We start from the raw sequence: 13,197 nt of genomic DNA, 5'->3' as shown, positions 1-13,197 counted from the left end.
GGTTATGCTGAACAATTTGTCCAAAAATTCGGATTAAATTTGCAATCTACCATAATGATTCAGGGGATATAAAATTTATAATTACACATATTAAAAATTATACATTGATGGTAGACTAATAACGGGGCCAGATAAGGGCTTTAACTTTATCGAGGAGGAATGATATTTATTTTGATGGGGTGGAAACAACGGTTAGGATTAACGATGTTACTGGGGTGTACCGCGTTAATACCGGCTGTATCGGTAAATGCGGCGACGACGTATTCGCGCTCAAAAGCTAAGACGGTGGCGACCAAGCCATATTATGCCAAGGCGAAAAAGGGCAGTACGTATAAGCTTAGTGGTAAAGCCAAGAAGACGAAATTAAAGGCCAACCATGCCTTGAAGAACTACATGTCAACGACGTGGATGCGTAGTAAGACGATGACGTTGACGCATAAAGGTAAAAAAACGACCTATTATTACGTTAAAAACGCGAAAAATGGTGCGACCGGTTGGGTGGCTAGTTCTTATTTGAAAGCGGGTAAAAACTTTCAAGGGACGACGGCTAAAAAGAGCAGTGGCCGCTATCAACGTGCTAAAGCCGGCAAGCTTTATCAGTTCACGGCTAGCAATACTTATGTGAAATTTGCGAGTGGTCAAAATTTATCCGCCACGGCCGTTTATACGCGAACTAAGACCCGTAATGTTTATAAAAAGGGTATCAAATATCAATATGATTATGTCACCAGTGGTCAAACACACGGGTGGGTTTGGCATAATTATTTAAAAACGGCAAAAAAAATCGTGGCCAAACCGACGACGGTCGCCAAAGTCGACGGTCATACGACTGAAAATGCCACGGTGGATGGCGTAACTTACTATTCAACTAGCGGCAACGTCCTTGATCCTTACTCGGCGAGTGATTTTAAGACCGTCGATGTTGACAGTCAGTATCAGATGGGCACCATTGACTATGCGAAAACCGCCTTATATGTCAATAATAACTCGTTTGAAAAGACGCCTGATACGTTGGGCGTACTGCGGCACACCGACGATAGTTATAGCAACTATTCCTTAAAAACGGCCATGTATTTACCAATCGACTTTAAGAATACTGCGACCAATGGGTTTACCCGCAAGTCTGTTTTAGGTGATCCCCAAAGCGCGACTTTCTCGAAGGATGATCAATATTTATACGTGATGTATGTTGATAGCACGGAAACCACTGGCGCCAACCAAACGGGCTGGGTCATTCGCTATGACTGGAATAAGTTGACGGCTTTAGGCGCCTCTAATTCTGGGACGATGGACATGATTCGGCGGGCCACCAACCGTGATTACTACGGTAAGGGCACGAAGAAGCAAAAAGCATTGGATAAAAAGGTGCTAGCTTGTATCAAAGTCGGTCCGAAGTTTAAGTCCGGCCACGCCCAGTCGTTAGCCTTGAATCCGAAGACGAACGAATTGTGGTTCGTAAAAGCTTATAAAGAAAAGGCGGAAGCAACGGTCCAACGCTTAAATGCGACGACGTTGACGCCGGATGCGTCGGTCAACTTTACGTTGAAATCGACCGTCTGCATGGGGAGTACGTTAGCTTTTGATAACGATGGCAACGCGTATTTCTGGACGGAAACGCGGAGTCCTTGGAAGACCGCGCCGGTGGATTCCTTGAAGTTTTATAAAGGGACCCTGAGCACGAGTGAAGTTCACTTTAAGCTGATTATGCAAGGCTTAACGCATTCACCCGGCGCCGTAGTGCAATCATCTAGTTTTAATCCCAATAATGGGCGGTTCTACATGGTTTCCGATGAAAGTATTTTCTCGGTACCGGTCGATAAAATCGGTGATTTGACGACGGCGGATGTGAGTGCCACCAATTTTGACGGTAAACGTGAATTTGAAGGCTTGATCTTTAAGCATACTAGCGATACCGGCTATGTTCTTGCTAACAAGGGTCCGGAACTAATGGAAATGATGAAATAGAAAAAGCCTGATGCGCAGCGATTTGCTAAGCATCAGGTTTTTTTGATGGGTGAAACGTTAGTTATTTGGCAACTTTGCTCAAACCGTTGGCGTAGTTCAACTTCATGCCACTTTGCGTATTTGGCAAGTAGACGTTGAAACGAACTTTGTTAGAACCAACTGATTGGGCTTGCATTTTAACCCCGCGTGCCAAGAGTTCGTGATTCTTGAAGACGGGAGTCACTCGATAACGGACGTAATGTTTCGGGCTCGCTTTTAAGTAAGCAGCCACCTTGTTTTCATACTTAGTCATGCCGGGATCGTTAAGTTGGCGAGTGCCAGTAATCAAATTTTTCAAGTTGTTGTTTTGGCCCGTCAATTGATAACCAATCAAATGACTGCGGTTGTATAACCAGCCCGACTTGATACGCTTGTTGTGCCAGCCGGTGGGGTTGACGTACAATGCTTCGCGCGTGGTCGTGGGCATTAACTTTTTGTTCAATAAGGCATTCGCTGACGTGGCGCGGTTATATAAGTCGAGTTGACCGTACTTTTGCCAAGCGCCACCTTTAGTCGAGAGGGTCGCTTTACTGAAGGCAGGATTATTTTTGTTGACGACGCTGACATGATATTTCTTGGCGCCGGCAATATAAGTGCCGCTTGATTTTACCGTTGTTTTCTTCTTAGTCGTCTTTTTAGTTGTGACCTTTGGCTTAGTCGTTTTTTTGACGACTTTTTTCTTGGTCACTTTTTTGACCGTTTTCTTTTTAGTCACTTTTTTCTTAGCGACTTTTTTAACGGTCTTGGTCTTAGGCGCCGTTTCCGTAGCAGATAACGTTAAGCCCCGGCTTTTGGCGGTGGCTAAGGAGACCGCGTAAACCTTCTTAGCGCGATTCAAACCGCGGTCATTGCGTTTGTAAAAATAATGTTTCCCCGTGCGCGTGACATAAACGGTCGTCGCATGTGCCGTAGTGGCCGGTGTGAACGCAGTGGTGGCGGTCAGGCTACCGATTAGCATTAGGAACATGACGAGCCATTTAGTCATGGCTTTTGACTTAGTAGACAAATAAACCCACTCCTTAAGTAATTTTTTGAACCGGCGGTAGTCCTTTGTCACCCCCAAAAGGCGGCCGCGTTCAATTAATTATTTTATAGTAAGTTTAATCTGATGACCATAACAAACGGCTAAAAAGGTAATAAAAAAACTGACCGATTTACATCAGTCAGTTGCTCGGGTTAGTCGCCCCAGTTATTTAACATGCGCGGTAGACTCAATAAGCCGTCCGTGGTGGCATCCGTGCTGCCAATGGTTTTTAGTTGCCAAGTACCGGCAGCATCTTTAGTGGCGACGACTTTTTTACGTTTACCTTCACTATTTTTATAAAAACAATTTTCTTTATCAGCCCCGATTTCACGTGCCAAGACGTGATATGGCGTAATGTAGCCATCATTGGTTTGAAACTTGGCAATTTGATCGACACTCGTGATGGGTTCGTGCCCTGGCCGATAAATTTTTTCAACTAAAATCATAACAAAAATCCCCCTAGATAATTAAACCTGATTGCCGTTAGTTTAACATAGTTTACCGAGTCTCGCAGGGGAAAACGGGTCGTTTTAGTAAATACTGAACATTTAGTTGCTTTAGTTGCCATTCGCCGTCACTTCAGTTGAAGGACATACTTTGAAAGTCAAGCCGACGATAATGGCGGGGCGAATCGCATAATCATGGGATTGTTACGCTATTTTCCTAAATAAACCGGGTTTCTTGCACAAGTCGTGGTGAATTGTTACAATAACTGTTTAAAATCTGTTATAATATTTGTCAGATATGAATGAAGTGAACGTATTTTTATAAAAAAATCAATTTCACGTTGTGAAGGAGAGATAGCGACATGTTAAAACGCACGAAGCAGTTTTTGCGATCGATGCATTATGATTACGATAAGACATATATCCGACCGCTAATGGTTCCCGACAGCGTTTACGTGTTGAAATTCGGTAAGGACCATCGCAATAATCGCGTGGTCGTAAAGTATAGTCATACTTGGACGGGACGCGTCAAGATTAATGAAATTGCGGTGCGGTTGCACAAGCAGAAGCATCCACGAATTTTTAAGCACGAAGCGGATATGGTCAAGTATTTAAATAAACATTTAAATAAAAAGGAAAAAGCGGCTGATTAGTCGCTTTTTTGTTAGGTCGCAACTAGCCTTTGGTCATTAAAGGCGGGGGCTTTCCAAATATTGGTGAATGCGTTATTGCCGCGGTTGGCTGACCGTAATGGAATCGTCCTGGGACCGGTTCAAGCCTGAGAAGCGGTCTTGGACCTCGCTTTTGAGCCCACACCCCGGGTCTCAAAAGACGTCCGTGGTGTAAACGGGCAAACAACGCCCGTTAACGCCACCTGCAGGACGATTCCATTACGGTCAGCCAACTGCTAATCTCAGCTCGGTTTCCGAATAACGTAAGTATATGAAATTGTGATTGAATATTTTTGATGGTAGTTGGTCTAATCAAAAAATAGCCACTAATAACCGACTTTAAGAAAGAACCTTCAAAGATGTCGATGCCGTAAGTCCGGCGAAATGCAGTTAAACTAATAACGTTGCGATGAATTGGTTTATCGGTGATTTGGTTGTGTCGATTATGCTAGTTGGAGGTAAGTTTAATTCGAAGAGGTCATTCAAAGGGTCATTTGATATGACTGATGATGAGTAGTTCGTTATATCATTAATGTATGGAAAGACCTTAAAGGCGACTACCGGCAGTTATAACCGATATTGAGAACGAATCTGAAAGGGGGCAGGTCATGTGGATATTGAAACGTATTTGAGTCAGCAACCAACGCCAGCGATTGCCCAAGATTTACTGGGCCGGCAGTTACGATTAGTTACGCCAGCTGGCATGATGACGGCTTGGATTACTGAAACGGAAGCTTATTTGGGGGCGCAAGATGCCGGTGCCCACGCCTTCAAAAATCATCAAACCGCGCGTAACCAGGCGTTGTGGCAGTCCGCGGGAACCATCTATATTTACCAGATGCGGACCCAGTTTCTATTGAATTTCGTGACGCAAGCAGCGGGGGTGCCGGAATGTGTTTTGATTCGAGGTATTGAACCGGCGACCGGCTTACCATTGATGCAAGCTAATCGCCCTCAGCCACTCAAAAATTTGACGAATGGTCCCGGCAAATTGATGCAGGCGCTGGGGCTTGACAAACAGCTCAACGGTCAGCCGTTAAATGTGGGCCCGCTACATTTACAATTAACGCCGCGGCGAGTGCCGATTAAGATTAGTACCAGTGGGCGGGTCGGTATCGTCAATAAAGGGGACTGGAGCAGCGCCCCGCTGCGCTATTACGTGACCGGGAATCCCTGGGTATCGCAAAGCCGTCAACGTGACATTGATCCGGAAACCCATGGCTGGCAAGCGTTATAATCAATCATCCCATGAACAGTTGTTGCGGGGTGTCTTTTTTTAATTGACATGAATTCGGTTACATTCAATAATGATATTATATAAATATATTAATTTACTAATAAAAGGATGTACGAGGGGAGTATTGTCATGAAAAAAGTTAGTAAAGTGGTGACGGGTGCCACGCTGGCGATGGCGGGTGCAATGTTGGTCGGGGGACCACAAGCCCAAGCAGCGACCACGGATAATCAAGGGGTCCATGCGACTACTGCGGCGACCACCGCAACGCCAATGGCACAACAAGTTAAGCAAGGGGTCCAAGCGGCTAAAACAGCGGCGGATGAGGCCCATGCTAATGTAAGTGCGGCTAAAACTGATGTGGCCGCGGCGCAAACAGCCAAGGATAGCTTAGCGGCCGTTGCGACGGACCAGGCTACTCAAACGACACAAGCACAACAAAACGTTCAAACGGCGCAAAGTGCAGCTAGCACAGCGACGCAAGCGGCTTCTGCGGCGCAAACGAATTTAAGCGACGTTCAAGCCGATAGTGCGGCCGCCACCCCTGAGAAGATTGCGGCGACTGCTAGCGCCGCGGCCACGCAGCAAAAAGTGGTTGCAACCGACCAAGCGCAAGTTAACACGACCAAAAGTAAGGTTAACGACCAAACTAAAGTCGTTCAAGCGGCGCAGTCAGCGGTCGATACGGCTGCTCAAGCGCTCAATACCGCTAAACAACACGTGCAGAGTGTCCAAACCCAAGTCAGCGGGGTCACTAGTGGCGCAACACCGGCACAAGCAAGCTCACAAGCAACCAAAAATGTTGAGGTGGCTCAAAATGAAGTAGACCAAGCCGCGAATGTTGTGGCGAGTACCCAGTCCCAAATTAATGTGGGTCAAGCCAGGATTGCAACGGCGCAACAAACTTTGAATAGTGCTAACGCTGCCATCGACCGGGGTAAAACGGCATTAGCGACGTTGATTGCCAAGCAAGCCGCAGCGTCTCAAACGGTTGTGGATACCCAAGCAGCATTAGATGCGGCAAGAAAGCAATTATCAGGCGATGCGACGACTAATCAACAAATCATTACGTTGACCGCACAACTAGCTAGTCAAAATGAGACGTTACAAGCAGCTAATCAAGCGCTGGCGGCGGCTCAAGCTGAGTTACAAGCTGCGCAACAAACGGTTGAGGCGGGACAGGCCCAAGTTGCAGTGGCCCAAACTAGTTTGGAAAATGGTCAGCAAGCTTTAGCGCAACAACAAGCCCAGTTGACGGCCGCGCAAGCGAACTTAGCTACGACGCAGGCCATTGCGACTAACTTGCAAACAGCCATCGCTGAATTAGCTGCCGCTAGCACGCAAGCAATCCAATCACAAGCAACGCTGACGGCGGCGCAAGCCAATTTAGTTAACTTGACGACGACTTTGACCGCACAACAAGCCGCCTTAAAACTTGCCCAAGCGGACTTGAACACGTTGGACAAGCACTTATATAACTATACGCATCCAGAAGAAGCGTTAGCTGCAGCCAATGACTTAGTGACGACCACTGAAAATAATCTCGCTGTCATTAAGGCCCAACTTGCCAGCGCTCAGGAATATTATGCATTGAAAGCCAATGATTTAGCGACGGTGCAAGCCCAATTGGCCCAAGTTGAAACGTTGTTATCTTTATTGAAACAAAATTTGGCCACTGCCAAGTCGGTTGCTAACGTGGCTGATTTTGATTATATGGTTGCGCAACTGGTGGACTTGTATACGGAATTCATCGTTGATTTTGAACAAGCGTTTGAACAAGCCTTTGAGGAAATCTTCGCTAGTTTGATGGGGGATACGCCATTAACGACAGTCGCTAATGCCGCAGAAACGACGGTTGTTCAAGTACAACAAGCCGTAGTGAAGTTACCAAGCTTAGCGGCAAATGCTAGTCAACGGACGGCGCAACATGTCGCGGCGGCGTTACCACAAACCGCCGAACAATCGGCTCCAACGGCCAGTCTCTTAGGGTTATTATTGTTCAGTTTGACGGCGATGCTCGGCTTCACGCCACGTCGGCGGCAGTCTTAATTGAAATCTGCGGACCGACTGTTATATACTGTTAAGTAAGAAGAATCGTAGTCATTAAATCGACGAACAAAAAGCTAAGTGACTTGGTGAAGCTGCTTAGCTTTTTTGTATACAGATGGAGGAATCATATTAATGAAGTGGACGGAAGTAACTGTTAGCACGTCAAACGAAGCCGTAGAGGCCGTTAGCAACATTTTAATGGAAGCGGGGGCCAGTGGGGTCAAGATTGACGATGCCTTGGATTATCAAAACTTGGAACCGAATCGCTATGGCGAAATTATCGACTTAGATACTATTCCGCATGTCACTAGTGGGGCGCTCATTTCCGCATACTATCCGGAAACGGTTTTTGTGCCCGAAATTTTGCCAACGGTTAAGCAACGCGTGGCTAAGTTAGCGGATTATGGGTTGAATCCGGCGCCTAATGAAGTGACCATGGTCGATTTATCCGACGAAGCATGGGCCACGGCTTGGAAAAAGTATTATCATCCAGTACGGGTCACCCGTTATTTGACGATTGTCCCAAGTTGGGAAGACTATCAAGCCACGCAACCAGGCGAGTTAATTATGCGTTTAGACCCCGGGATGGCCTTTGGGACTGGGACGCATCCCACGACGAAGTTATCTTTACAAGCCTTGGAGACGGTCATTAATGGCGGTGAACACTTAATTGATGTCGGGACTGGTTCGGGCGTATTGAGCATCGCGGCTAAAGCGATGGGTGTCGGTGCCGTTGAAGCGTATGACTTGGATGAAGTCGCGGTCAAAGCAGCCCAAGCGAACTTGGACTTGAATCCGGTCGCGGCCGATGTCAAAGTGGCGGCTAATGATTTGTTAAAGGGTATCGATACGCAAGCGGATATTATCGTGGCCAACATTTTAGCTGAAATCATCGTGCCATTAGTCCCGCAAGCCAAAGCTAACTTAAAACAAGGCGGCTACTTCATTACTTCCGGGATTATTGATGAAAAGTTTGGCGTGGTCTGTGATGCTATTACGGCCGCGGGCTTCCAAATCAAGCAACATACCCAAATGGGTGACTGGCACAGCATCACCGCTTATTTACCAACGGACGAGGATTAACGGAGGATTTAAATGCAACGTTATTTTTTAAAGAACCCGATTAACCCCGAAGTGGGTAGTCAGTTTGAATTGACCGGTGACGCCGTTCATCACTGGATCAAGGTGATGCGCGCCCAAGTTGGGGATCAAGCAGAGTTTGTCACGACTGACCACCAAGTTGTCTTTGGAAAATTACTAGGCGGCACGGCTCAAACTGCGCAAGTCACCGTGGTCAAAGTGACGACGCCTCAAGTCGAATTGCCGGTACCCGTGACGATTGCCTGTGGCGTCTCGAAAGGCGATAAAACGGAACAAATCGTCCAACGGGGAACCGAACTGGGGGCCAGTGCCTTTGTCTTTTTTGATTGTCAATATGCGGTGGCTAAGTGGGCGCCTAATAAACGGGCCCGCAAGTTGGAACGGCTCGCCAAAATTGCCCAATCCGCTGCAGAACAGTCACATCGTACGGTGGTGCCGACGGTGAGTTATCAAGCGAGTTTAACCGACCTGGTGACCAATGTCCCGTTTGATGCGGGCGTCGTGGCTTGGGAAGAGTCGGCTAAGCAGGGCGAGAGTAGTCAGTTGGTTCAGACGTTAAAATCAATGACGGCTAACCAACGCTTGCTCGCGGTCTTCGGTCCGGAAGGTGGCCTAACTAGTGACGAGGTCGCGACATTGACCGCGTCACAGGTCGTACCAGCCGGCTTAGGACCGCGGATTATGCGGGCCGAAACCGCGCCAATGTACTTGTTGAGCGCCGTTTCTTTTTGGTGCGAACTAGTGTAATTTAGTTGGCGGTGGTGTACAATAAATAATCATAGTCATTAAGCATTTAAGCATAATAAGTGAGGGAATTAGCTTGGCGGAGAAATTTCGTAATTATGGGGGCCAATATTGGCTAGTGGCAATTGTCGTTGGGGTCGTTTTACCGCGGCTATTAAAGCTGATGAGTGTTAGCCGGTTTCATCAAATTGTCTGGTTATTATTCATTATTGACTTTATTGTTGCCGCAATCATCGGGTGGCTAATTCGACGGTCGGGCCACACCGGCTGGTTTGTCTGGCTGATGCCAGCATTTTGCTTTGTCGGACTCTACTTATTTTTCCCGACGTACGTTTACTATCTCGCGCTTGTCGATTTAGGACTCTCGTATTTAGCATACGGGTTGACCACCCCGCGCGTCGCATAAAAGTGGTTAGCAAGGCACGTTGGGTGAATAACTGACGTGCCTTTTATGAAAAAACGAATCTTTAGAAATCGTGGTGATAAAAATGCCCAAACAACCAACTTGGACTGCCCAAGATGTGATCGATACAGTCCAAAAGTATATGAATGATGAACACGTCGCGTTAGTGCAACGGGCGTGTGATTTTGCAACTTATGTCCACCGGGATCAATATCGCCAATCTGGCGAACCGTATATTATGCACCCAATTCAAGTCGCCGGTATTTTAGCCGAATTGAAAATGGACCCAGAAACGGTCGCATCGGGCTTTTTGCATGATGTTGTCGAAGATACCGGGGTGACGCTCGGTGATGTCGAAGAACTTTTTGGCAAAGATGTGGCGGTCATCGTCGACGGGGTCACCAAACTCGGGAAGATTCGTTACAAATCCAATAAAGAACAATTAGCCGAAAATCACCGCAAGTTACTCTTAGCGATGTCTAAAGATATTCGGGTCATGATCGTTAAATTAGCCGACCGGTTACACAATATGCGGACGTTGCAACATTTACGGCCGGATAAGCAACGCCGAATTGCCAATGAAACGTTGGAAATCTATGCGCCCATCGCGGACCGGTTAGGGATTAGTACGATTAAATGGGAACTAGAAGATATTTCATTGCGCTATTTGAATCCGCAACAATACTATCGGATCGTTCACTTAATGAACTCCCGGCGTGAAGATCGTGAAAAGTATATTGAGATTGCGATTCAAGATATTAATAAAGCGCTCAAAGATTTAAAATTACCGGATGCCGAAATTTACGGTCGCCCAAAGCATATTTATTCAATCTATAAGAAGATGCGGGATAAGCATAAGCAATTCAGTCAAATGTATGACTTGTTGGCAATTCGGGTCGTGGTCGATTCGATTAAGGATTGTTATGCCGTTTTAGGCGCCATTCATACCCAATGGAAGCCGATGCCTGGGCGTTTTAAAGATTATATTGCGATGCCCAAAGCTAATATGTACCAATCGTTGCATACGACCGTCGTTGGTCCCGAGGGCAAACCGCTCGAAATTCAGATTCGGACCTTTGAAATGCACCGGGTCGCTGAATATGGGGTCGCGGCACACTGGGCCTATAAAGAAGGCGTGCATGATGAAGTGCAAGCAACCAAATCGGGTGACAAGTTAAACTTAGTCAAAGAAATCATCGAATTACAAGATGAAAGTAAAGACGCCGCCGACTTCATGGAAGGTGTCAAAGGTGACCTGTTCAGTGATCGGGTCTATGCGTTTACGCCTAAAGGTGATGTTACCGAATTGCCGAAGGGTGCGGGTCCACTCGATATGGCCTACTCGATTCACACGGAAGTCGGGAATCATACGACCGGGGCCAAAGTTAATGGCAAAATCGTGCCACTCGATTATCAAATCAAGAATGGCGATATTGTCGATATTTTAACGTCCACGAGCTCAACCGGGCCTAGTCGGGACTGGCAAAAGTTAGTCTATACGCGGCGCGCTCGCAATAAGATCAAGCAGTTCTTCCGCAACGCCGACCGCGAAGAAAACATTGTTAGTGGTCGTGAAATGTTGGAACATCAACTACGTGAATTCGACTTTAATCCCAAAGTCGTGATGACCAAAGAAAAAGTTGAAGCCGTGGCTAAAAAGATGCACTATTCGAGTGAAGATGATTTGTTCGCGGCCCTAGGATTTGGGGATGTCCAACCAGTCGGGATTGCCAACCGGTTGACCAGTGATGTGCGTAAACAACGTGAAGCTGACCGCCAGCGTGAACGGGAACGGGCCATCTTGGAAGAAAGTCATGAAACGTCGACGAAGACTAAGAAGAAGTCCAAAGACCAACATGATGAACAAGACAAGCAGGACGAAAAACGGAAGAAAGTGTCTTCCTCGGGTGGGGTTATCATCCAAGGTGTCGACAACTTGCTCGTGCGTTTGAGTCATTGCTGTTCACCGGTTCCTGGTGATGAAATTGTTGGGTATATCACCAAGGGTCGCGGGGTGTCCGTGCACCGTGTTGACTGCCCGAACGTCAAGAGCGCTGAAGCTCAAGGCGAACGGTTGATTGACGTGCAATGGGAAGATCCAGAAGGCGACCGCACGAATTATAACGCGGACTTAGAAGTTCAAGGTTATAATCGTAATGGTATGTTGAACGATGTTTTGAAGGTCATCAACAACAACACCAAGTTCTTAACGAACGTTAATGGGAAAGTTGACCATAACAAGATGGTGATTATTAGCGTTTCGATTGGTGTCCGCAACTTGGACCATCTACAACGCATTATTGATAGCTTGAAAAACGTTCAAGATGTATATGTCGTTGAACGGAAGATGTTTTAGGAGGGTCCGCGATGCGAGTGGTATTACAACGGGTTAGTCAGGCCAGCGTGACGATTGACGACACGGTCCATGGCAAAATCGACCAAGGCTTTATGCTATTAGTTGGTTTTCAAGACGGTGACGGTCAAGCTGAACTTGATTATGTCACCCGCAAGATTTTGAATTTACGGGTCTTTAGTGACGCGGACGGTAAAATGAATTTAAATATTCAACAAGTCGGTGGGGCGATCTTATCGATATCCCAGTTTACGCTGTATGCCGATACCCGGCATGGCAACCGACCAAGCTTTACCGATGCGGGTGATCCGCAAATGGCTAGCAAATTGTATGATGCATTTAATACCCAATTAGCTGCGACCGGGGTGGTGGTAGCGACGGGTGAATTTGGTGCTGACATGCAAGTGGCCCTGGTCAATGATGGTCCGGTCACGATTTGCTATGACACTGATCATAAATAAATCAATCAAGGCTGGAAGCTTATTTAATGAGCTTTCAGCTTTTTGGTGACAACAATTAAATTTGGAGGTAATGACAATGCGCGACTTTTTGTGGGACTTAGATGGCAACTTACTCGATACGTATCCCGCCATGGTGGCGGCCTTTCAACGGGCCGTCAACAATCTGGGTGGGACGATCACGGCGGCGGCCACGTATCGAATTATGCGGCAACGCTCAGTCGGTGCGGCCGAACGTGAAATTGCGGCGCAATATGGCTGGGATTGGCAGGAACTTCGCGCCGGCTATCAAAAATATGAACCAATGTTACAAACGGCCCCGGCGGCATTTGATGGCGCGGCCGCTGTTTTGGCAAAGGTCGTCGCGCAAGGCGGGCAAAACTTTTTGATGACCCATCGTGATAAAAGTGCTTTACAGTATTTAGCCCAAAATGACTTGGACCAGTATTTCACCGATGCCGTGACCGCGGAACAACCATTTCCGCGCAAACCCGACCCGGCCGCCCTTAATTATTTGTTAGACAAACACCACATTGACCGGACGCAGGCGGTGATGGTTGGTGACCGGAACTTAGATATTGATGCTGGCCACAACGCCGGTATCGCCGGGTATTTATTCGACATCGATCATTTAATTGACGTCACCAGTCATCCCGAGGTCCAAGTGGACAACTTGAACGATTTGCTCCCGTATGTGAAATAAGGGTTAG

12 protein-coding genes are annotated in these 13,197 nt (G+C 47.0%); 10 read left to right on the top strand and 2 right to left on the bottom strand.

Annotated elements, in window-relative coordinates; genetic code table 11:
• The first annotated feature begins 171 nt into the window (after positions 1 to 171).
• On the top strand, positions 172 to 1,965 hold the full coding sequence (locus tag DY78_RS04565) for a hypothetical protein (RefSeq protein ID WP_156404102.1): 1,794 nt from the start codon (positions 172 to 174) through the stop codon (positions 1,963 to 1,965).
• 61 nt (positions 1,966 to 2,026) lie between these two features.
• On the opposite strand, the gene DY78_RS04560 is transcribed toward DY78_RS04565, so the two are convergent.
• Both DY78_RS04560 and DY78_RS04555 read right to left on the bottom strand, forming a co-directional pair.
• Positions 2,027 to 3,010: a DNA/RNA non-specific endonuclease gene (locus DY78_RS04560; protein ID WP_420805681.1), complete on the bottom strand. Its 984-nt coding sequence runs from the start codon at positions 3,008 to 3,010 to the stop codon at positions 2,027 to 2,029.
• A 170-nt stretch (positions 3,011 to 3,180) separates the two neighbouring features.
• Positions 3,181 to 3,474, bottom strand: coding sequence for a hypothetical protein (locus DY78_RS04555; RefSeq protein ID WP_024624877.1), 294 nt, complete (start codon positions 3,472 to 3,474; stop codon positions 3,181 to 3,183).
• Between the two features lie 362 nt (positions 3,475 to 3,836).
• Here DY78_RS04555 and DY78_RS04550 point away from each other — a divergent pair, with 362 nt between their 5' ends.
• From DY78_RS04550 to DY78_RS04510, 9 genes are all read left to right on the top strand, one after another.
• A complete protein-coding gene (locus DY78_RS04550) occupies positions 3,837 to 4,127 on the top strand; it encodes a hypothetical protein (protein WP_024624878.1) in 291 nt (96 codons plus the stop codon).
• Between the two features lie 628 nt (positions 4,128 to 4,755).
• Complete coding sequence (locus DY78_RS04545) at positions 4,756 to 5,382, top strand: DNA-3-methyladenine glycosylase (protein ID WP_024624879.1); 627 nt, start codon at positions 4,756 to 4,758, stop codon at positions 5,380 to 5,382.
• Between the two features lie 129 nt (positions 5,383 to 5,511).
• Positions 5,512 to 7,428 (top strand): LPXTG cell wall anchor domain-containing protein, encoded by a 1,917-nt coding sequence (locus DY78_RS04540; protein ID WP_024624880.1) that lies wholly within the window; start codon positions 5,512 to 5,514, stop codon positions 7,426 to 7,428.
• 132 nt (positions 7,429 to 7,560) lie between these two features.
• Positions 7,561 to 8,511 (top strand): 50S ribosomal protein L11 methyltransferase, encoded by a 951-nt coding sequence (gene prmA, locus DY78_RS04535; RefSeq protein WP_024624881.1) that lies wholly within the window; start codon positions 7,561 to 7,563, stop codon positions 8,509 to 8,511.
• Between the two features lie 12 nt (positions 8,512 to 8,523).
• Positions 8,524 to 9,276 (top strand): 16S rRNA (uracil(1498)-N(3))-methyltransferase, encoded by a 753-nt coding sequence (locus DY78_RS04530; protein ID WP_024624882.1) that lies wholly within the window; start codon positions 8,524 to 8,526, stop codon positions 9,274 to 9,276.
• Positions 9,277 to 9,349: 73 nt separating this feature from the next.
• The gene (locus DY78_RS04525) at positions 9,350 to 9,679 is read left to right on the top strand and encodes a hypothetical protein (protein WP_029778986.1); all 330 of its coding nucleotides are present in this window, start codon (positions 9,350 to 9,352) and stop codon (positions 9,677 to 9,679) included.
• A gap of 82 nt (positions 9,680 to 9,761) precedes the next feature.
• Positions 9,762 to 12,032, top strand: a complete 2,271-nt coding sequence (locus tag DY78_RS04520; RefSeq protein ID WP_024624883.1) for a RelA/SpoT family protein — start codon at positions 9,762 to 9,764, stop codon at positions 12,030 to 12,032.
• Positions 12,033 to 12,043: 11 nt separating this feature from the next.
• Complete coding sequence (dtd, locus tag DY78_RS04515; RefSeq protein ID WP_024624884.1) at positions 12,044 to 12,490, top strand: D-aminoacyl-tRNA deacylase; 447 nt, start codon at positions 12,044 to 12,046, stop codon at positions 12,488 to 12,490.
• 76 nt (positions 12,491 to 12,566) lie between these two features.
• Positions 12,567 to 13,190 (top strand): HAD-IA family hydrolase, encoded by a 624-nt coding sequence (locus DY78_RS04510; RefSeq protein ID WP_024624885.1) that lies wholly within the window; start codon positions 12,567 to 12,569, stop codon positions 13,188 to 13,190.
• Positions 13,191 to 13,197: the final 7 nt, after the last annotated feature.

The organism is Lactiplantibacillus fabifermentans DSM 21115, from assembly GCF_000498955.2.
GTDB lineage: Bacteria > Bacillota > Bacilli > Lactobacillales > Lactobacillaceae > Lactiplantibacillus > Lactiplantibacillus fabifermentans.
Note: the sequence above shows the minus strand (reverse complement) of the source record. Positions and strands in the feature narration are given on the sequence as shown.